The organism is Caballeronia sp. KNU42 (assembly GCF_053760385.1).
The window spans coordinates 1083155-1103198 of sequence record NZ_CM132389.1 but is presented as its reverse complement, the minus strand read 5'-3'; the positions used below and the strand labels follow the sequence as shown (position 1 = coordinate 1103198).

Sequence of the window (20044 nt, the reverse complement as noted above, 5' to 3'; positions counted from 1 at the left end):
TTTGATCATGATCGTCGTTACCGGAGCCACCGGCCAACTTGGCCGGCTTGTCATCAAAGCGTTGTTGAAGACCCAATCGGCAAGCGAGATTGTTGCCGCGGTACGCAATCCCGAGAAGGCGGCCGATCTCGCCGCGCTGGGCGTGCAAGTCCGGCGCGCCGACTATAACGAACCTGCCACGCTCGACGCCGCCTTCAAGGGCGCGGACAAGTTGTTGCTGATTTCATCGAATGAACTCGGCCGCCGTGCGATTCAGCATCGCGCGGCAATCGATGCCGCGAAGCGCAACGGCGTGCAGTTGATCGGCTATACCAGCGTGCTGCGGGCCGATACATCGCCACTCGGCCTCGCCGATGAACACCGCGAGACCGAACAGGCGCTGCGCGCGTCCGGCGTACCGTTCGTTTTGCTACGTAACGGCTGGTACACCGAGAACTACGCCCACGGCATCCCCGCTGCGCTCGAACACGGCGCGATTCTCGGCAGCGCGGGCGACGGCAAGATTGCATCGGCGGCACGCGCGGACTATGCGGAAGCGGCAGCGCTGGTAATGACTCGCGACGCGCAGGCGGGGCGCGTCTATGAACTGGCCGGCGATTCCGCCTACACCCTCGCGGAACTGGCTGCCGAAGTGACACGCCAGTCAGGCAAGACGGTCGAATACCGGAATCTTTCCGAGGCGGACCACAAGGCCGCGCTGATCGGCGTCGGGTTGCCGGAAGTCGTGGCTGCGCTGCTGTCCGACTCGGATACGGCTGCATCGAAAGGCGCACTTTTCGACGAGGGTCATCAGTTGAGCCAACTCCTCGGCCGGGCGACTACGCCCCTGACTACCGTGGTGGCCGAGGCGCTCACCGCTTGATCGCAAGTTTCTTATAGCTTGTCGCGATGGTGCGTGTCGGGCAGTCAATGCGCGCGACACGCATGAGTTGTTCAATGTGACGATCGCGTTGCATTGTCCTCATTGTTCGTCGACCGCCCCATGAACTGTGGCTGGCATCGGCTTCTTCCATTGATCTGGCCTGCTCACGCCGGCGCTTCAGGTTTCACTACCCCGAGCTCATCTCGAACCGAGTCTTTTTGACCGCGGTCGGCACGACAGTGCAAGACCAACGCTTGCGAGCGTTCGTATACTTATCAGATGTATCGTTTTTTGTTGTCAAACCGCCTGTACGCTGGTAGCCTGCCTCCAAGCTATTGAAACGAAAGCATAAATAACTCATGCCGGCTGCTTTACCTACGTCATCCGTTCGCAATGCCGAGAACCGCTCCTCAATCAAGCGGCTTACTCGAGAGCATTTCGCGCTCTATCGCGGATATCTGGATGGGGTGTCGGTCGAGCAGCTGCATGCGACTTACGGCGACGCCACCACCGACATCCGGGCGACCCGCCGTCTGATCGGGCTGTTGCGCGACACCCTGTCGGGCGCTGCACGCCGTACCCGCGATGTCGAAGCCACGCATCTCCTGCGCCTCAGACCCGGCAGCATTCCTGACGCGCAGCGGCTGGCAGTCAGCGAGATGCCAACGCTGGAGGCCTATCGTGAATCGGTCGACCCCAACGGTTTTCATAGTGAAGCCGAACTGCTGGAGCTTTATCAGGCGGAATTTCGCGAGGAAAACAACCTTGGGGCCGATCGGCGTTCAACCCGGAATGCCCGCCTGCGCCGGCGTCAGATCGACGCCCTCGCCCGCATGGAAGCCAGTCTGGTCCAGGCGCCGCAGGCGGACCACCCCGTCGCGAGCTGGCTCGAGCCCGCGATTGCCAGCCGCCTTCAACACACTGGTATACATACGCTCGCCGATCTCCTTGAATACATCGAGCAGCGCGGTCACCGCTGGTATGCAAGCGTGGCGCGTGTCGGGCCGAAAGCGGCGCGCCGGATAGTCGACTGGCTCGCTCTTCACGCCGATTCGCTCCGGCATACGCTGTCCAAACGGGCGCTCACCCCTCGCCGTCGTTTATCCAGCGGCGATCCGGCGCTGCTGCGGCCGCGCCAGAGCGGCATCGTGCCGATCGAATCACTCGCTGTTCCCGCGGAAATGGATGGATCGGCGGGTACTAATCGGGCACGAAACCGCAGTCTGCCCTGTTCGCTGGACACGGATTTGCAAGCAATCGATGCGTGGCTAGCCACCCGGCAGCACAGTCCGCATACCGCCCGCGCTTATCGCCGGGAGGCCGAACGCCTGCTCCTGTGGGCGGTCAACGAAAAGAACAAAGCGCTTTCGTCGTTGGACGGCGCCGACTGCGCGGGGTATATCGGGACGTTTTTGGCCGATCCGCAGCCAGCCGCCCGCTGGGTTGGACGCGCGAAAATCGAGCGAACTCACCTGGATTGGCGACCGTTTATCGGCGCCCTCTCCAATCGCAGCCGGGAAACCGCGCGGGCAATTCTTCACGCAATGAGCGAGTGGCTGGTCGAGCAGAACTACTGGGCGCACAACCCGTTTTCAGCCGCCCCGGTTGTGGCGATCGGCGCACGGATCGATGTCTCGGGGCGCTCGCTAAATCACGAGCAGTGGCAAAGCGTAGTCCAGGCGGCTTCTCGCGACCGGTATTCTCAACGGGAATTGCGCGACTATCTGGCGCTGAATCTTGCCTACTCGACCGGGCTGCGGCGTGCGGAATTGGCGCATGCGACAACCGGCCGACTGATCCCGCCCGCGCTGGAAAGCCAGCCCGAAGGTGCATCGGCCGATGCCTGGCAGCTGGCAATCCCCGGAAAAGGCCATGCGGCACGGACCATTCCGGTGCCACAGGCCGTGATGCAATTGGTTTTTGAGAGCTTGCGCGCCCGCGGTTTGCCCGGGGACCCCACCGCTTGTCCGGCCGACACCCCGCTCCTGGCGAATTTTCGCACCGGCAATTCACTGACCCCGGACGGGATGGGGCAAGTCTTCCGGCGGCTGTTCTCCTGGGCCGCTTTTCTCTCGACGCCGCAAAATCTGCTCGATTCCCGCCGCTATTTCAATGCGAGTACGCACTGGGTCCGTCACACCCACTCGCATCACGCGCTCGAAAGCGGTACGGATTGCCGCGAAGTCCAGGTCCGACTCGGCCATGCCAATCTTTCCACCACGCGTCTTTATGTGAAAGCACACCGCCGCAGTTCGTCAGCAGACGGTAAAAGCGGCATTCTGTCGACGCGCTAGCAGCAAGAAAGTCCCCGCCGGCGCTTGAATCTACAGACCAAAAGCGCCGCAAGACCCTCGATTTGCCTCAAGTCTTTTCTCATGTTTTTCCTCGAAGCCCAACAACCACGTGCCTTTGCGGCTACCCCGGTTCGGCAAAGTTTACTTGCGTTTACTCCGTATACCTCTTAGTCTTCGGTTACCGTCGGTTCTACCTTTTAAGGGAGAATCCACGTTTTTGGTAGAACCAGAGCCACCGGGAAGAACATGGATATTAACCTTTCGACGCCACCCATCGAGGTGACGCCGGATGACCTCGTCAATTTGGCGGCTCGCTCCGCGAAAATGCTCGAGCGAATTCGCACTCAAATGCTCCAGCCGTTCCCACGGAAGGTTGCCCCGGTGTTCCCGAGCGGCAAACTTCAGGAACTGTGCGGCATCGACAAAGCCCGCTTCTCCTATCTGATCAAGAAAGGGGAGCTGCCTCAAGGCACCCAGGAAAAGGCTGGGGCCGCGCGGCAGTTTACGCTCGCCGAAACCATCGAATGGGTAAAGGCCGAACGCAAGCCACGACAACGTCCGGCGGGCAAGGACGGGAAAATCATCGCAATCGGCAACTTCAAGGGCGGAGTAACCAAGACCACGACGTCCATGGTATTGGCGCAAGGTTTGTCCTTGCGTCATGGCCGGCGCGTCCTCCATATAGATATGGACCCGCAGGGCAGCGCGACCACGCTGTACGGGATCAACCCGCACGCGGAAATCAATGGCGACCAGACTATCTTGCCTCTGATCGAGGCTTACGTCAGCGGCGAAACCTTCGACATGAAGCATTTGCCAATGCAGACGTATTGGGAAAACCTTGACCTGATCCCGTCATCCACGGACCTGTTCAACGCCGAATTCATGCTCCCGGCGCGCGTTCACGCATCGCCGAGCGCGAAGTTCTGGAACGTGCTGAACGACGGTCTCAAGGAACTCAAGCACGAGTACGACTACATCATCATCGATACCGCGCCCACGTTGAGTTACCTGACCATCAACGCGCTTTTCGCGGCGGATGGGGTCATCGTGCCGGTAATGCCCGACACACTCTCGTTTGCATCGATGGTCCAGTTCTGGTCGCTTTTCTCCGACATGGTCTCCGGGATGAAGCAATTCGGCGAGTCAGCGGATGAAGCGAAGGTGTTCGATTTCATCGACATCCTGGTAACGCGTATGCCGAATAAGGCGAATGCGTCCATTGTTCGCGACTGGGTCATTACGACCTATGGCGAGCGCGTCCTGCCGGTGGAAATCCCGGAAACGGATCTTGCCCGGACGACCACCAACGATTTTTCGACGGTGTACGACTTCCCGAACTATGACGGCAATGCCGCAACGCTTCGGCGAATCCGCGTGCCGTATGACCAGGTTGTGGATCTGATCGACAGCAAGGTCTGTTACCTCTGGGACAAGGAGTAAGCATGTCTACAGCAGCGAAACAAAAGGCAAAGGCGGCGGGCATTCGACTTGACGACGACAGTATGGACACGCCTTCAGAACCGGTCGTACCTCGCACCGCGCCTGGGCAGTTGATCGGTCTTCAAGGCCGCGTTCACAGCCAGCAGGCTGAGATTGACAAGCTAAAACGGGCGCTCGAACAGCGTGCACCCGGCAAACTGCCGCTGGACAAGCTTCACGAGATTCCGGGTCGGCGCCGACGCCTCACAGCGTCAGAGTACGCCGAGCTTAAAGCGAACCTGACCGCATACCCGCTCGCGCAGCCGATTACGGTGCGTGAACGCCACGACGGTGAGTACGACATCGTGGCCGGTCACAACCGGGCATCCGTGTATCGCGAACTGGGTCGCACCGAGATTGACGGCATTGTGCTGGACATCGATGCGTCGATGGTTGAGTACGCCGCATTCTTCTCGAATCTCTTGTCGCCCACTCTTTCAGACTTTGAGAAATTCTGGGGCTTCAAATCGCTTCAGGACTCGACGGGAATTACGAAAGAGGATCTGGCGAAGGCCGCAGGCATTAGCGACTCGCACGTCGGGCGGATCATGAAATTCGATCTGCTGCCTGACGAGTGCAAGGAACTGTTGGCAACTCGACCCGAACGATTGGGGAGTAACGCAGCAGAACAAATGGCCAAGGCGGTAGCAGAGGGTCGCGTAGACAAAGTAAAAGCGGCGATCGAACGGCTTTTGGCTGATGACGCATACACCCAGGCGCAAGCGGTTGCGGCAACAAAACCGGATCGGGCGCCACGCGAGAAACACGAACCCCTGATCGTCAAACGCGGTGCGAAGAAGGTTTGCCAGATTTCAGCGCGAAATGGGGTCGTCGGAGTTTCGTTCTCCGGCAAAGCCGCTGACGAAGCAGAGCAATGGGCAGAACGAATTCACGCGTTCATTGAGTCGGAACTCGAAAAGCATTGATCCCTAGTAGGGAACTGCTTTAAATCAACGACTTAGCGCGCAACACATCATTACCCTGAAGTCTTGAATCGAGATTCAAGACTTCCCTAGTAGGGAATCGTTAAAAATCATGGACTTAGTTCAATAGTCCGCCAAACGACCGAGAACGATCATGAACTGATTTCAATGCAGGAAAAACAAAAGCCTTCGGCGGGAACCGAAGGCTTTTGAATAATCGGGCTTCGCTGTCGCTTGCCCACCGCTGCATTTCTCCGACGGGAATCGGATAAAGGCCCAACACCTCGAAGTGTAGCGGATAGCGATCGGCAGTCAAGCGTTTCTCTTCCATTTTGAAGAAATGGACGTGTGACATGCTTATCGCGCAACTTTCCGTTGCTGGCGAGGGGGACTTGCACCCTCTTCCACCCTCCGACGACTCCGTCGATATCGACCAAACCGCGCTGGATGAATTTCTCGCCGGTCAATCAAATCTCCCCTGGGTTGTATTTCGGGCCGCGCATCGTGCTGCGAACTTCCCGGCACTCCCTGCTCGAGCTCGTGCCGTCTTAGCCGCACTTGCACGCACTGTCGACGCCAATCGGCCGTACGGCGCCATATTCGCCCGTCGTGAGCTTCTGACCGGACGCGCCATGCAATCGATGCGCACGTTCTATCGAAGCCTGGACGATCTCGAAACAGCCGGTCTGATTGAACGCGTGCCACAGAAGCGCTTCGGGACAGCAGGGCTGTTTGGCCGCGCCTATCTGCACCTCACAGAAAAATCCGCCCTTGTGCTCGGGTACGGCACTCAGGCTTCCGACACGCAATCTTCCATTCGCCAACTTCCTCCTGCTCACCCCGTCGACTCGACTTCGACGGACGATGCGGCACTCAGCGCACCCGCGCATTCATTTACCTCACCGTGTGTCACGGTGGCAGACGGAGCTATATATAAGGATCTGTTCCCTAAGAATCAAAAGAGACAACCAGGAGAGCTCCCAGCGGATCTCCAGCGCTTGCTGACCTTGGGTTTTCGTCAATTTTTGATTTTTAAACTCATGCGAGAAGCGAAAGCGCAGGCGAAGCTCCTTTCCGACGTGGTGGAAGCGACCTGGGAACATCTGCGAAATGCGAAGCGCCCGATTAGCTACCTTCGTGCCCTGCTCCGGTCTCCCGTTGACTTTGGACACCAGATCCGCGCCAAGCGACTCGCCGCAGAACGACTAGCCGAAGAGCGCGTGCAAGCCGCAAATATCGACGCCGCTGTGCTCCAATGCGCCGGACAGGTATTTATCGATATTGCCAACACCCGTCTCATCACGGTCGCCAGCACCGCCGACTCGATCACCGTCCACGACTACCGCGAAGCACAACCACGCGTCTCGACCGGCCAGTGGGCAGCAGCGTTCGTCGTTGCGCTCAATGCAAGGGAAGTCGTCCGAGCGACGTCTGACCAGGTGGATGCATTCCGGTTGAAGTGCGACAACAATCGCGCGGTTCAGTCGAAGGCTACAGCGCCAGCCGCAGACGCCATGCCGCGGACCAGAACATCAACGATCAACGATCGCCTCATTGAGATGAAGAAGATGTTGCGAGCAACGTGTGCGGGCGTCTCCCTGGACACTCTCGACGTACGAGTTGACGCGAGTTCGCGGCAAGGTTTGCAGGCGAATGCTTGATGCCTAGATTCGGTCCGCTTTTCCTCTGCGATAAGAATGGGAGGCTTTTGTCAACGCAGCACGTTGGGCATCGATCGGTCGGAATCGTCAGCGAGCGTCAGGACGTGCGTGCTATCGGGATTCCGATATCAACCCGACATCGCTCTATTCCCGCTGCGCGTTGGAGCCCTCACGTGTGTCGCGTCGTTTCGCGGACGAATATCAAGCCGACCGACGCCGGAAGATTCTGCGCAATGCAACCATCCCGCGAAAGCAGATCAAACAGCATGAGCCTTCGCATGAATTATCGAGGCGCTGAGGCTTATAGCCGGTGTCACAGAGTCCGGTCAATCGCAACTAACGGTCAACTTGTGCGGGATCCGCAATCCGCGCCGCCCAAGGGTCCAACCGCCAGCCCGGACGCACAACCCGCTCTTAAAAAAAGGCTCTTTCCGTCTTTCTCAGAGTTCTGACGAGGCAATGTACGTTACGGTTGGTCAACGAACATCCACTACGATAGTTTCTTGAACGTACCAACTTCCTGTCGTGAGCAGCTCACAATTCAAGGCCATGATCGACGACGAATTCACCACGCCCTCTCCCGATTCGCCTATCCCGTCTGCCCCCGCGATATTGCGCGGCGACGACGCGTACGAACGCATCCGCCGCGACCTTCTTTCATGCAAGCTGATGCCCGGGTCGACCGTTACCGAAAGCCAGTTGATGTCAAAGTACGGCATCGGCAAAACGAGTTGCCGTATCGCGCTCGTCCGGCTCGTGCATGAAGGTTTCGTGCGTTCCGTGCCTCGACAGGGTTACCGCATCGCAGCTATCACGTTGAAAGACGTGGAAGAGGTGTTCGCGCTGCGCGTGCAACTGGAACCACTGGCAGCACGGCTAGCCTGCGGTCGCGTTGACGTGGAGTTGCTGCGGCGCCTTGAAGCAGCGTGCCGTGTGCCGCATCCGGAGCGGGCATTGTCGGCGCAAATCGATGTTCTTCTCGACGCCAATCGCGAATTTCATCTGGCTATAGCCGCTGCGAGCGGCAACGAGCGGTTGCATCGAACGCTCGCGAGCTTGCTCGATGAAATGTCGCGTCTGGTTGCGCTTGGCTTCGGCGTGCAGGGAACCAAACCTGAGATCAAGCACGATCACAATGCAATGATCGACGCGTTTATTGACGGCGATGGTCATCGTGCAGAGACAATCGCGCGCAGACATATAGAAACGTTCCAGAGCATGACAATGGAGAAGGTCTACGCGAGTCTTTCCAGCGCGGGGGCGTCGTTGCCGCTGTATACGTTGGCGGAGCTTCGCCGATGAGCGCGGCGATTTCCGCGGACATCTCACTACGCAATGTTGGAAAAAACTTCGGAATACTAAAGGTTTTGGACCGAGTTTCCTTCGATGTCGCACAAGGTGAAATAGTCGCGCTGCACGGCACGTCCGGCTGTGGCAAGAGCACGCTGCTCAACATGATGGCAGGACTGTTCGAAGCGAGTCAAGGCGAGCTCTGGATCGACGGCAAGCGGAGCGAGGGAACGAAGGACCGCAACGCGCTCTCGTATATGTTCCCGGAAGACCGGCTGTTGCCCTGGCGCACAGCGCGTGCGAATGCCGAGTTCGGCCTTGAAGCAGTGAGCCTCGCGATTCCCGCTCGCGAACGCCATACCCGCGCGAACGCAGTGCTCGATCTGGTCGGACAGCAAGGTTTCGCAATTACATCCGCGCTATCGATACTTATCGCTGCACGTGGCTCAACTCCGTGCCGCCGACGATCGCCATGATGATGCAGGATTCCGAACTTCTCACGCACACAAAATTATCGTCGGTGCGCTATGTGCGGATGGGTTCGGCGCCGGTCAGCGGCGCATTGCTCCAACGGACTCACGCGTTGCTTCCGAACGCGAAGGTGGCAACGCGTATGGCACTACCGAGGGTGGCCCGGTCGTGCTCGGGCAGCATCCGGCGGGCTTGCCCACGCCTGTGCATGCGATCGGCGCGGGGCGTCCGCAAGTGGAACTTCGTCTCATCGATACGAACGGCGAACTTGCGAACGAAGGCGGGTTGGAGATGCGCAGCCCGGGCTTGATGAACGGCTATCACAACCGCCCAGACCTGAGCACGCCGATTACGCCCGACGGTTTCTACCGCACCGGCGATGTGTTTCGCCGCGACGAAAACGGCATCTACGCGTTCATTGGACGACGAGATGACATGTTCGTTTCCGGCGGCGAAAACATCTTCCCGGGTGACGTTGAAAAGATGCTCGAGCGGCGTCCGTCGATCCAGCAAGCGAGTGTGATTCCCATCGACGACGCGATCAAGGGGACAAAACCCGTGGCCTTTGTCGTGCTGAAACCGGGGGCGCAATTGAGCGTGGAGGAGGTGAAAGCGTTCGCGCTGGAACATGCACCGGCCTATCAGCATCCGCGGCAAGTCTGGTTCGTCGATGCGTTTCCGCTCGCGTCGACCAACAAGATCGACCGGGCGGTTTTAAAGCGCGAAGCGGCAAGGCGACTGGCGGATGAAGGGCGTTCTGGAAAGGCCTGAGGGATCAAGGGGCGCCGACTATCAAGTTATATCATCTAGTTTGATATATTTAAAACACAATGATATAGTTTGAAATATGAAGTCCGATCTATGGCATTTTTCTCGTCCCGAACTCGCCGCAGGGTATCTGAACCTGTTTGGGCTAGGGCTGTCCTCTGCGCGCACGCTTTTCGCGCGGCGGCGGATGGGCAAGACGGAATTCCTCCTTAAGGACCTGATCCCGGCGGCCACGGCCGGCGGTTACCTGAGCGCTTACGTGAACCTGTGGGACGACGACGAGGAACCCGCCGGCGCGCTGGTGGGCGCTCTCTATGGCGCGATCGAGCCGAATTGGTGGGGAAGGCTTGCGCGGCGAGCCCGGAGTCCGGTCAAGAGTCTCAAGGCCACGGGCAGGGTCCCGGCATTTGGTGAAGCGTCGGTCGAGGCGGAATTGTCGGCGGAGGACAAGAGGTATGTCGGCACGCTTTTGTCCGACGCGCTCAAGGCGTTCGATTCCCAGCCGAAGCCGCTGCTTCTGATCATCGACGAAGCGCAAGTTCTGGCTGCCGCGGCCCACTCGAATTTTGCGCATGCGCTGCGTGCGGGGCTGGACGTTCGCAAGGACCGGCTGAAAGTGATCTTTGCCGGTAGTTCGGAATCGACGTTGAGAACCATGTTCGGACGCTCGTCGGAGCCGTTTTTCAATTGGGCGCCGCTTGAACCTTTTCCGCTGCTGGGTCGCGATTTCCTCGAATTCATGGTGAAGAAGGTCAATAGCATTGCCAAGCATCAGCTCTCGATGAAACATGCGGTCAAGGCGTTCGATCAGCTCAACAGCACGCCAGAGTTTTTCCGGCGTTTTCTGGAGCGGCATCTTACGTACCCGTTCGATGGCCCTGAAGCCGCGCTTCAATTCACGAAAGAGCACGTGTTCAACAACGAGCAATTCAAACGGCAGTGGACCGGATTACTGCCGGCCGACCGCGCGCTGCTCCACATGATGGCCGACGGCATGGTGTCCGACTTCCATGGCCAGGCAACACGAGAGCAGTTGGGGACCTTGCTCGGCCTGCCCAAGGCGCCGCCAATGAATACGCCCGCGCATTCCTTGCGCCGGCTTCAGGCCGGCAACATCGTGACCAAACTCGCGCATGGTGAATATCGCTTCGAGGATGAAGCGTTTGCACAGTGGATTCGCGAACAAGGCACCCTGGGAGACGATGCCCCGGTCTGAAGGACACGTTCTTTAAAGCCTTCGCTTCTCGAAAGAATGATCAATGCGCGTCGCGCCTGGAACCGAAATCAAGCACTAAGCGCGGCGTTTGAACCATCCCGTGAGCGACAGGCGGTCGCGCGTTGCAGGTAATACTTCGTGCAGCATGTCGGCGGATAAAAACACCGCGATCCGGCTACCGACCGGCGAGATATCGTGCGTGTCCAAGCCTTCCGGATGCAGTCGTAAAGCCCCGCCGTGCTCGGGCAGCCAGTCCGTATTCAGATAGACGATCACCGAAACGGTCCGGCTGTCGTCGTGGCGGAACCGGTCGCGGTGCTGCTTGTATGAAGCGCCCGGTGTGTAGAACGCAAAGTGGCTTTCGTATTCATCGAGACCCAGGAACAGCCCGCGATTCAACGCAACGCGAAGTGTTTCCATGATCGCGAGATACCGGTCGCACGCGTCCGACTGACCCGCCTCGAGCCACTGGATCTTGTCGCCGCGCACGCCGGGCTGCAGCGATCGCGCCGTGCCCTGGCTGACGTGCGCCGGTGTCAGCTTCCCGGCCGCCGCGAGCGCGGCGCATTCCAGCGCCAGCGCGAGGGTCAGATCCGGCGGCAAGAAAATGTCCTGCACCGACCAGCCATGCTCATGAACGGCATCGACAATATGACGATGCAGGCCATCTCCGGAAGCATCGGAATGCGCCGGCGGTTGCGATCGGATCACTGCGGGTTCCTTCGAACGAGGGTGCTGGGTGGACATTCGGGCGGCTGTCCGAGGTGGGACTTTGGACTGACGGAAATCGGATATGAGCGGGGTGGGCTTCAATCAGAGCGGCAGATTTTAACACCCGTTGTCGAGATCAGGACCACCCGGTTTTTCCAGAGCTACGCACCGCTGACCAAACCGAAGCAGCGCCTCAAATCCGAACCGCATCAAGCGCTTAGCTCGTCGCCAGACACGTTATCCACAGGGTTGCCAACATAAACGGTGAATAACCCGTGCGGCGGTTTCATGTCATCGTTAGGCGGTGCAAGCACGTTGCTCCGGACTAGCCCGGAATCGGAAAATGTACGCCGGCCCGCTGCGCCGCGTTCACGATATGCGCTTCAATTGCACGCCCGGCGTGTTCGCTGTCGCGCGCCTTCAATGCATCGACAATCGCCAGATGTTCGTGATACGTCGACAGCACCAGCTCCCGCCGATAAAACGGCAAACGCTGGCTCTCTTTCATGATGTCAGCGCTGCCGCGCAGGATCGATTCAATGGCCGTATTGCCCGCGAGGCTCACGATGCGCATATGGAACGCGAAGTCGAGTTGCGCGGCTTCGTCGAGTTCGGCGCAGGTCAGCGCGCCTTGCAGCGAGTCGAGGTTGTCCTCCAGCCAGACGATGTCTGCGTCCCCAATAGCCGGCGCCGCCAGCCGTGCAACGAAACCCTCGAGCGCGAAGCGCATCTGGTAGGTATCGGGCAGCGACGCCTGGTCGGCGAAACGCCACGCGTGCGCGCCGGCCGCTTCTGCACTGTTCACATACACGCCCTTGCCGGGACGGATATTCAGCATCCCGAGCGCTTCGAGCGTGGACAGCGCTTCGCGCAGCGAGGCGCGGCTGATCGCCAGTTCCTCCGATAACTGCCGCTGCGCCGGCAGCAGACTTCCCACCGGATAAACGCTCGTCTCGATGCGCTCACGAATAGTCGCGATGGCGGCATCGGTCACGGTATGCGGAACATTTTTCATAGGACGATTAAGAGTGGCGCGGTCTGACCGCCATTGTAGGCGCGACACCGCCAGACGTCTGCCTCGATGCAATTTTTATGACGAATGACACCCGCACACGCCGGGTAAACCGCTATCAAGCGGACCTTGACTCCACTATATCGGCTTTCTAATATTCCTCATCAGCAACTGGTCCGACCAGTCTGAACAGTTAGCATAGTCATCAATCCCGTGCCGTGCGACATCGAGGAGACACACCGTGTTGAGATTTCTTAATTCCCTGTTTGGGCGGGTCATGATCGCGCTGGTCGCGGGCATCGTGATCGGCGCGGTGTTTCCCCATTTCGCGCAATCGATGAGGCCGCTCGGCGATGGATTCCTCAAGCTCATCAAGATGGTGATCGGGCCGATCGTGTTTTGCGTGGTCGTCTCGGGCATGGCAAGCGCGGGCAACCTGAAGAAGGTCGGGCGAGTCGGGCTGAAGTCGGTGGTCTATTTCGAGGTGATGACCACGCTCGCGCTCGTCATCGGTGCTGTACTCGCGTACGCGACGCGGCCGGGTGTGGGCATGAATATCGACCTGCATACGCTCGACGCCGGTTCACTCGCTACCTACACCGAACACGCGAAAAGCCTGAAGGACACGGCCGGCTTCCTGCTCAAGATCATCCCCGACACCGCCACCGACGCCTTCGCGAAGGGCGACATCCTGCAGGTCCTCGTGTTCTCCGTGCTGTTCGGCGCCGCGCTCTCGCTGCTGGGCGAGCGCGCGCAGCGCGTGACGGGTCTTATCGATGAACTCTCGCACGTGTTTTTCCGCATCATGAGTTTCATCATCAAGCTCGCGCCGCTCGGCGTGCTCGGTGCGATTGCGTTCACGACCGGCACCTATGGCGTGGAGTCGCTCAAGCAGCTCGGCATGCTGGTGGTCGTGTTCTACGTGAGCTGTTTCCTGTTCGTGTTCGTCGTGCTCGGCGTGGTGATGCGGCTCACGGGTTTCAGCATCTTCAAACTCGTGCGATATCTGCGCGAAGAACTGCTGATCGTGCTCGGCACCGCTTCATCGGATGCCGTGCTGCCGCAGATCATGCGCAAGCTCGAATGGATGGGCGTGAAGGATTCCACCGTCGGTCTCGTGATCCCGACCGGTTATTCGTTCAACCTCGACGGCTTCTCGATCTATCTCACGCTCGCCGTCATCTTCATCGCGCAGGCTACGAATACGCCGCTGTCGATTCACGACTTGATAGTGGTGGTACTGGTGTCGCTGGTGACGTCGAAGGGCGCGCATGGCATTCCCGGCTCGGCCATTGTGATCCTCGCGGCGACGCTCTCCGCCATTCCGGCCATTCCCGTGCTCGGCCTCGTGCTGATCCTGCCGGTGGACTGGTTCGTCGGCATTGCGCGCGCCGTCACCAACCTGATCGGCAACTGCGTCGCGACAGTGGTCGTGGCCGTGTGGGAAAAGGATATCGACCGTGTCCGAGCCACACGTGTACTCAATCAGGATGCCGAATTACTTTTCGTTCCGGCCGATCACGCCGGAACAAACCAAGGCCATGGCCACGAACCCGCGCACGCTGTCTGAGCGCTGTGCTCATCGCCGTCCCCTGAATCTTTTAAAGGAAATCACCTCATGGCTAGTCCCGTTCTCGACCCCAACGCTCCGGCATTCACCCGCCGCTTCATGAACCTCGCCGATCCGCGTCTTGGCGCCACCGCGCTCTTCGCCAGCGATGAATTCTTCGCACCCAAGGAGCGGATGCTCGACCCGCAGCCGGCGGTTTTCATCCCGGGTAAGTACGATGACAACGGCAAGTGGATGGACGGCTGGGAAACGCGCCGCAAGCGCACCACCGGCTACGATTTCTGCATCGTCAAGCTCGCGCGGCCGGGCACCATTCACGGCATCGACCTGGATACGAGCCACTTCACCGGCAACTTCCCCCCGGCGGCGTCTATCGATGCCTGCACGAGCGACAGCGCCACGCCGCAAGACGATGCCGACTGGCGCGAGATCGTGCCGGCGACCACGCTGCAGGGCAACCAGCATCACTATCTGCCGATCTCGGACACCCGCGCCTACACGCACCTGCGCGTGAACATCTACCCCGATGGCGGGATTGCGCGTTTGCGTGTGTATGGCCAACCGAAAGTGGACTGGACCCGCGTTGAACACGGAACGCGAGTCGATCTCGCGGCGATCGAAAATGGCGCTTATCTGGTGGCGGCGAACAACCAGCATTTCGGACCGGCATCGCAGATGCTGATGCCCGGGCGCGGCGTGGATATGGGCGATGGCTGGGAGACGCGGCGCCGTCGTGAACCCGGCAACGACTGGGCAATCGTGGCGCTGGCGCACCCCGGCGTGATCCATGCCATCGAAGTTGATACGGCCCACTTCAAGGGCAATTTCCCTGATGGCTGCTCGCTGCAAGCAGCGCGCGTGACCGGCGGCACGGACGAATCGCTGGTCACGCAGGCGATGTTCTGGCCGGTGCTGTTGCCGCAACAGAAGCTGTCGGCGGACAACATCCATCGATTCGAAAGTGAAGTGGCGGCGCTTGGGCCCGTCACGCACGTTCGCTTCAACATGTTCCCGGACGGTGGCGTGTCGCGCCTGCGCCTGTTCGGCGCGATCGAGTAAGAAGCCATGAACACGCTTACGCTCGAACCCCTGACACGCGCGGCATTCAAACCGTTCGGCGATGTAATCGAACTCGACGGCGCGCAGCATTTTCCGATCAACGGCGGCACGACCGAGCGTTTCCACGATCTGGCGCGCGTGGATGTCGGCGCGGACGAGGGCGGCCGGCCGCTCATCAACGTGTTCCGGGGTCAGCCGCGTGCGCAACCCATCGAGATCTCGATGATGGAGCGCCATCCGCTAGGAAGCCAGGCGTTCCTGCCGCTCGGCGCGGTGTCGTATCTGGTGGTGGTCGCGCCGGCGGGTGAATTCGATGCATCGAAACTGCGGGCGTTTTTCACGCGCGGCTGGCAGGGCGTGAACTATGCGCGTGGCGTCTGGCACCATCCGCTGATCGTGCTCGATGTTGCTGCGGACTTTATCGTGGTGGATCGCGGCGGGAAGGAGCCGAATTGTGAGGAAACCTATCTATTGGAAAATATTCGGCTGGTAGAGGGTGAGCTCGTTGATTCGTCGGCCGCCTGAAGGCCGATAACCGGGCCATGCTGCTTTTGTTCGCGCAGCATGGCCCGGCTTCAAATCCATGCTGTTGCCGGTGTCCGCGAGCCGATAGACAAAGCGCTTCAAAAACTAGGGCTGTGCAACCGCTACGACGCCCTCTTGCCCGCCATCCCGGCCCGTCGCCGTACCCCACTCGTGCGGTGCGAGACTGGCGCAGACCTGGTTGCGCCCCGCGTTCTTTGCGCGATACAACTGCGCATCGGCGGCGCCCACCAGGCTTTCCTCGGTCACGCGACCTGATTCACCCGCGCAATTCACAGCCACTACTCCGAAACTCGCGGTCGAACGCACTTCGCGGCCATCCCACGCGCGCGTGGTCGTGAGCTCGAACGACTGGCGCATGCGCTCGGCAAGCACCGTCGCGCCGGCGAGATCCGTTTGCGGAAGCAGCAACAGGAATTCCTCGCCGCCGTAGCGAACCACGCTGTCAATCCGCTGCCGTGTGTGGGCAAACAGCATGGCAGCGAAGGTCCGCAAGACTGCGTCGCCTGCGGGGTGACCGTGGGTATCGTTGATCTGCTTGAAGTGGTCGATGTCGCACAGGATGACGGCGAGCTTGAGCTTGTACCTTCGAGTGCGCTGGAGTTCTGCGTCGAACAGAACATCGGTCAGGTACCGCCGGTTGAAGCAGCCGGTGAGATAGTCGCGCACGGAGAGGTTGCGCAACATCGCGTGTTGGCAGAACTGGTCGCGGACGAGGCGATTGTGGCGGCGAGCTGTGACATAACCGAGCACATTGGTGAAGGCCAGAAGCATCGACGATGTCAGCAACGCCGACGAGTCGAGCGTCTTCGATACCGCGCAAATGGCGATAAACGCGATCGTCGCGGTCAAGGATATGAGCAAGGCCCAGAGCAGCTTGTTCTGAATGAAGTTGTACACCACGATCAGCAGAATGCACATGGACATGCAGTGCGCCGCCATTCCGGCGGGACGAAGCCAGGTGATCAACATGAAGACAGCGAAGCCGACCACTTCGAACGCGCTCGCGGCCGCGCGCACGGAGGCGAGGGAAACCTGCGGGAAGCTTACGACGCGCAGGCTGACCACACCCGTCAACGCAACGCAGCAGCGCGCCAGGAAAAGCACGAAGGTGGTACGGGAATAACCGAGGGCCGCTATGTCGGTAATCGCGAACGTGACGTAAAACAAGGTGCAGAAGACAAGCGTGCGCATCAGGGACGTATGGTTTGCAATCCGGTGATGGCGCTGAAACTCGCTTTCCACTGACGCGTCTTCGAACTCGGACCATAGACGGTCAAGCTTGAAATTCGTCTCTGCGTCGAAGCGTGGAATTTCGGTTGGTTCGGCCATCGCTCGCCATGTCTGATGTCGCGGTTCGGGCGACATGATAAGTCATTTTGTGTGTTGGGCCCGGGGTGTCGAAGTCTGAACGAAACGTAATGTCGGCGGGATGAGCGGGTAAGTCAGACCACTACAGTCAGACCCTTACGTCGAGGCCAGCGCCGCCAGCGTGTCGCGCAACCACACGTGCGCCGGATCGGCCTGATTGCGAGGCGGCCACGCGGCGAACAGCGTAAAACCGCGTGCCTCGAACGGCAGGTCGAAGATATCGAGGCGCGCCCGATAACGCTCCGCGAAGCGGGCGGGCAGCGTCGAAACATAGTCCGTGCGTGCCAGCAATTCAGGCACGAGCGTGAAATGCTGCACCGACAATACGACCCGGCGCTCGCGTCCCAGCGCATCAAGATGTTCGTCCATGAAGCCATGAAAACTGCCGCCGCTCGTCGACACCAGCACATGATTCAGCGTGCAATACGTGTCGAGATCGAGCGGGGCCGTGCCGCGTGGATGCCCCTTGCGCTGGACGACGACAAAATGCTCAGCGAAGAGTTTGCGGGCTTTCATCGACGCCGGCACCATCCGCTCCGAGCCCAGCAGCAAATCAATTTCACCGCGCTCGAGCCGCGTCGCCATCGACGGCTGGTCGGCCACGACAAACGCGATCCGCACTCCCGGCCCGGCCAGCGTCGGCAGCTGCTCCATGAGCCGCTGGCCGAGCACCGCCGTGGCGTTGTCGTTCGCGGCAATGACAAAGCTGCGGTGGTCTGTATGCGGATCGAAAGAGGGTTGATGGCGCACGACGGCTTCGAGATTCTTCAATGCCAGGTGCAGCGGCTCCATCAACTCGAGCGCCCGCGTGCTGCGCGTCATGCCCCGGCCGGTCTCGGCGGGAATCAGCAGCGGATCGCCGAAGATCTGCCGCAGCCGCGCAAGCTGGGTCGAGACAGCCGGTTGCGTCAGATGCAGTCGCTGAGCCGCGCGCGTGACGTTCGATTCGGCCAGCAATGCGTCCAGCGACACCAGCAAATTCAAGTCGATACCGCGAAGATCAATCATATTGATAGGTTGCATTCTATTAATTGATTTCAAGAATACGTACCCGGAACCTAGAGTTCAACTGTCCAACCGATCCTAAGGGGAATACAGATGAAAGCCTGGATGCTCGATGAACCCGGTACGCCGCTGGCGCTGCGCGACGTTGTACAGCCCGCGCCACGCCGCAACGCGGTTGCCGTCCGGATGGAGGCGGTGCCGCTGCTCAGTTACACGCGCGCTCACGTTGAAGGAAAGTTGCCGTATGCGTATCCGCCGGGACCGTTCTCGCCGGGGACAAATGGTGTTGGCCGCGTGGAAGCGGTCGGCGACGGCGTGATGTCGTTTCACGTGGGTCAGCGCGTCGCGGTGAACCCGTACTGGATCGCCAATGAAACGGTACGCGAACCGGCGCAAGTGTTGATCGCGCTGACCGGCCTTGGCGCCGACAGCGGGCCGATGCTCGCCGACTACCCGCATGGCACCTTGCGCGAAGTAGCGGAGTTCCCGGCATCGACGCTGATTCCGCTCGATGGACTCGACGATCTCCCGGCCGAGCGTCTCGCGATACTAGGCAAGTTCGCCGTGCCGTTCGGCGGTTTGCGGCGCGGACGACTCGCGGCAGGTGAAACCGTGATCGTGAACGGTGCAACCGGTTACTTCGGCTCGGCGGCCGTACTCGTTGCGCTGGCGATGGGCGCGAGCAGGGTGGTTGCGCTCGGCAGGCGCGCCGAGCCGCTGCAAACGCTGGTGGAACTCGGGCGAGGCCGGGTGGTGCCGGTCGTGCTTTCGGGCGACGCGGCGCGCGACGTGACGGCCATCCGTGCTGCGGCCGGTGGTGGTGCGGATCTGGCCTTCGATATGGTCGGCAGCGCAACCGATGCCAACGCCACGCTCGCCACGCTAAGAAGCCTGCGCCGCGCCGGGCGCCTCGTGCTGATGGGCAGCATGCTGGTGGACTTGCCGATTCCCTATTCGGAGATGCTGCTGAACAACTGGGAGTTGATCGGCCACTTCATGTACACGCCCCCCGATTATCTCGCGCTGGTTGCGCTGGCTGCATCGCGTCAGTTGCCGCTGGCATCCGTCGAATTGAAGACGTTTCCGTTCGCGGAGTTGGAAGCGGCTATCGATGAAGCCGGCCGCATGTCGGGCCTGCAATGCACGGTGGTAGGCGGTGACTCGCCCCAAGCGTGGAAGCAGGGCGGCGCCTAGTACAGGTCGGTCTTGAGGCGTCCGGGCAATGCGCGGTCGTAAGCGTCGCCGTCGAAACTGGCATCGCTTACGTTCTTCAGCATGGCGCCGGCCGAGGGCAAGCTCGAGCGGTCGACGTGTTTCTCGCCATTCCACAAGTCCGATCTCACGACCGCCTTCGAACAATGGAAATACACCGACTCCACATGCACGAGGATCACCGTGCGCGGCGGTTTGCCGTTGACGCTGAATGAGGCGAGCAGCTCGCTGTCGTCGGCAATCGATGCACGGCCGTTCACGCGCATCATTTCCCCCACGCCCGGCACGAGAAACAGCAAGGCTACGCGCGGGTCGTGCACGAGGTTCCTGAGTGTATCGATACGGTTATTGCCCGGACGGTCGGGAATGGCGAGCGTATGGGCATCGAGGATCCGGACGAAGCCCATGGCGTCGCCTTTGGGCGAACAGTCGAGCCCGTCCTCTCCCGCCGACGCCAGCATCACGAAGGGCGACGCAAGAATGAACGCCGCGTAGTCTTCGCTGATGAACGAAATCTCCTTGCGCAGCGACCGCTCGTTCGCCTTGCCGTAGATACCTTCCAGTTGCTCGACGCTCGTCAACATGCTGCGCTCC

Annotated in this window: 19 protein-coding genes; 14 read left to right on the top strand and 5 right to left on the bottom strand. The window is 60.2% G+C overall.

The genetic code is table 11. The features are described 5' to 3' along the window. The first annotated feature begins 7 nt into the window (after window positions 1-7). The 10 genes from ACSOSP_RS24070 to ACSOSP_RS24025 all read left to right on the top strand — a co-directional run bounded on the left by ACSOSP_RS24070 (window position 8) and on the right by ACSOSP_RS24025 (window position 10967). Entirely contained in the window at window positions 8-862 is an 855-nt protein-coding gene (locus ACSOSP_RS24070; protein ID WP_455313411.1) for an SDR family oxidoreductase, read from the top strand. Between the two features lie 359 nt (window positions 863-1221). Then, complete coding sequence (locus tag ACSOSP_RS24065; RefSeq protein WP_455313410.1) at window positions 1222-3156, top strand: phage integrase family protein; 1935 nt, start codon at window positions 1222-1224, stop codon at window positions 3154-3156. Between the two features lie 246 nt (window positions 3157-3402). Continuing rightward, window positions 3403-4599 carry a ParA family protein gene (locus ACSOSP_RS24060; RefSeq protein WP_031360339.1) on the top strand — a complete coding sequence of 399 codons (1197 nt, stop codon included), beginning with the start codon at window positions 3403-3405 and terminating at the stop codon, window positions 4597-4599. 2 nt (window positions 4600-4601) lie between these two features. Next, entirely contained in the window at window positions 4602-5564 is a 963-nt protein-coding gene (locus ACSOSP_RS24055) for a ParB/RepB/Spo0J family partition protein (RefSeq protein WP_455313409.1), read from the top strand. Window positions 5565-5914: 350 nt separating this feature from the next. Then, window positions 5915-7222, top strand: coding sequence for a replication protein O (locus tag ACSOSP_RS24050; RefSeq protein ID WP_455313408.1), 1308 nt, complete (start codon window positions 5915-5917; stop codon window positions 7220-7222). Window positions 7223-7747: 525 nt separating this feature from the next. Then, entirely contained in the window at window positions 7748-8524 is a 777-nt protein-coding gene (locus ACSOSP_RS24045) for a GntR family transcriptional regulator (RefSeq protein WP_455313407.1), read from the top strand. Window positions 8525-8589: 65 nt separating this feature from the next. Then, a complete protein-coding gene (locus ACSOSP_RS24040) occupies window positions 8590-8988 on the top strand; it encodes an ATP-binding cassette domain-containing protein (RefSeq protein ID WP_455313406.1) in 399 nt (132 codons plus the stop codon). After that, window positions 8967-9293, top strand: a complete 327-nt coding sequence (locus ACSOSP_RS24035) for a hypothetical protein (RefSeq protein ID WP_455313405.1) — start codon at window positions 8967-8969, stop codon at window positions 9291-9293. The genes ACSOSP_RS24040 and ACSOSP_RS24035 overlap by 22 nt, the downstream gene beginning before the upstream one ends. Continuing rightward, window positions 9275-9754, top strand: a complete 480-nt coding sequence (locus ACSOSP_RS24030; protein ID WP_455313656.1) for a class I adenylate-forming enzyme family protein — start codon at window positions 9275-9277, stop codon at window positions 9752-9754. Before ACSOSP_RS24035 ends, ACSOSP_RS24030 begins: the two co-directional genes overlap by 19 nt. 76 nt (window positions 9755-9830) lie before the next feature. After that, window positions 9831-10967 (top strand): hypothetical protein, encoded by a 1137-nt coding sequence (locus tag ACSOSP_RS24025; protein ID WP_455313404.1) that lies wholly within the window; start codon window positions 9831-9833, stop codon window positions 10965-10967. A gap of 75 nt (window positions 10968-11042) precedes the next feature. Here the strand turns inward: ACSOSP_RS24025 and ACSOSP_RS24020 are convergent, their stop codons facing one another. After that, on the bottom strand, window positions 11043-11678 hold the full coding sequence (locus tag ACSOSP_RS24020; protein ID WP_455313403.1) for a 2OG-Fe(II) oxygenase: 636 nt from the start codon (window positions 11676-11678) through the stop codon (window positions 11043-11045). A 325-nt stretch (window positions 11679-12003) separates the two neighbouring features. Next, window positions 12004-12693, bottom strand: coding sequence for a FadR/GntR family transcriptional regulator (locus ACSOSP_RS24015; protein ID WP_455313402.1), 690 nt, complete (start codon window positions 12691-12693; stop codon window positions 12004-12006). Window positions 12694-12931: 238 nt separating this feature from the next. On the opposite strand from ACSOSP_RS24015, the gene ACSOSP_RS24010 reads away from it, so the two are divergent. The 3 genes from ACSOSP_RS24010 to ACSOSP_RS24000 are packed head-to-tail and all read left to right on the top strand — an operon-like array spanning window position 12932 to window position 15844. Next, complete coding sequence (locus ACSOSP_RS24010) at window positions 12932-14260, top strand: C4-dicarboxylate transporter DctA (protein WP_455313401.1); 1329 nt, start codon at window positions 12932-12934, stop codon at window positions 14258-14260. Between the two features lie 48 nt (window positions 14261-14308). Continuing rightward, window positions 14309-15319, top strand: coding sequence for an allantoicase (gene alc, locus ACSOSP_RS24005; RefSeq protein ID WP_455313400.1), 1011 nt, complete (start codon window positions 14309-14311; stop codon window positions 15317-15319). Window positions 15320-15325: 6 nt separating this feature from the next. After that, window positions 15326-15844 carry an ureidoglycolate lyase gene (locus tag ACSOSP_RS24000; RefSeq protein ID WP_455313399.1) on the top strand — a complete coding sequence of 173 codons (519 nt, stop codon included), beginning with the start codon at window positions 15326-15328 and terminating at the stop codon, window positions 15842-15844. 105 nt (window positions 15845-15949) lie between these two features. Here the strand turns inward: ACSOSP_RS24000 and ACSOSP_RS23995 are convergent, their stop codons facing one another. Further along, complete coding sequence (locus ACSOSP_RS23995) at window positions 15950-17194, bottom strand: GGDEF domain-containing protein (protein WP_455313398.1); 1245 nt, start codon at window positions 17192-17194, stop codon at window positions 15950-15952. Between the two features lie 135 nt (window positions 17195-17329). Continuing rightward, window positions 17330-18241 carry a LysR family transcriptional regulator gene (locus tag ACSOSP_RS23990; protein WP_455313397.1) on the bottom strand — a complete coding sequence of 304 codons (912 nt, stop codon included), beginning with the start codon at window positions 18239-18241 and terminating at the stop codon, window positions 17330-17332. A gap of 90 nt (window positions 18242-18331) precedes the next feature. Here ACSOSP_RS23990 and ACSOSP_RS23985 point away from each other — a divergent pair, with 90 nt between their 5' ends. Continuing rightward, the gene (locus ACSOSP_RS23985; protein ID WP_455313396.1) at window positions 18332-19432 is read left to right on the top strand and encodes a zinc-binding dehydrogenase; all 1101 of its coding nucleotides are present in this window, start codon (window positions 18332-18334) and stop codon (window positions 19430-19432) included. Here the strand turns inward: ACSOSP_RS23985 and ACSOSP_RS23980 are convergent. Then, window positions 19429-20034: a pyridoxamine 5'-phosphate oxidase family protein gene (locus tag ACSOSP_RS23980; RefSeq protein ID WP_455313395.1), complete on the bottom strand. Its 606-nt coding sequence runs from the start codon at window positions 20032-20034 to the stop codon at window positions 19429-19431. The genes ACSOSP_RS23985 and ACSOSP_RS23980 overlap by 4 nt on opposite strands. Window positions 20035-20044 lie beyond the last annotated feature (10 nt).

Coding starts and splice junctions, on each gene's coding strand:
- ACSOSP_RS24070 (WP_455313411.1), top strand. CDS start 8: ATGATCGTCGTTACCGGAGCCACCGGCCAACTTGGCCGGCTTGTCATC.
- ACSOSP_RS24065 (WP_455313410.1), top strand. CDS start 1,222: ATGCCGGCTGCTTTACCTACGTCATCCGTTCGCAATGCCGAGAACCGC.
- ACSOSP_RS24060 (WP_031360339.1), top strand. CDS start 3,403: ATGGATATTAACCTTTCGACGCCACCCATCGAGGTGACGCCGGATGAC.
- ACSOSP_RS24055 (WP_455313409.1), top strand. CDS start 4,602: ATGTCTACAGCAGCGAAACAAAAGGCAAAGGCGGCGGGCATTCGACTT.
- ACSOSP_RS24050 (WP_455313408.1), top strand. CDS start 5,915: ATGCTTATCGCGCAACTTTCCGTTGCTGGCGAGGGGGACTTGCACCCT.
- ACSOSP_RS24030 (WP_455313656.1), top strand. CDS start 9,275: ATGCGCAGCCCGGGCTTGATGAACGGCTATCACAACCGCCCAGACCTG.
- ACSOSP_RS24025 (WP_455313404.1), top strand. CDS start 9,831: ATGAAGTCCGATCTATGGCATTTTTCTCGTCCCGAACTCGCCGCAGGG.
- ACSOSP_RS24015 (WP_455313402.1), bottom strand. CDS start 12,693: ATGAAAAATGTTCCGCATACCGTGACCGATGCCGCCATCGCGACTATT.
- alc (WP_455313400.1), top strand. CDS start 14,309: ATGGCTAGTCCCGTTCTCGACCCCAACGCTCCGGCATTCACCCGCCGC.
- ACSOSP_RS24000 (WP_455313399.1), top strand. CDS start 15,326: ATGAACACGCTTACGCTCGAACCCCTGACACGCGCGGCATTCAAACCG.
- ACSOSP_RS23995 (WP_455313398.1), bottom strand. CDS start 17,194: ATGGCCGAACCAACCGAAATTCCACGCTTCGACGCAGAGACGAATTTC.
- ACSOSP_RS23990 (WP_455313397.1), bottom strand. CDS start 18,241: ATGATTGATCTTCGCGGTATCGACTTGAATTTGCTGGTGTCGCTGGAC.
- ACSOSP_RS23985 (WP_455313396.1), top strand. CDS start 18,332: ATGAAAGCCTGGATGCTCGATGAACCCGGTACGCCGCTGGCGCTGCGC.
- ACSOSP_RS23980 (WP_455313395.1), bottom strand. CDS start 20,034: ATGTTGACGAGCGTCGAGCAACTGGAAGGTATCTACGGCAAGGCGAAC.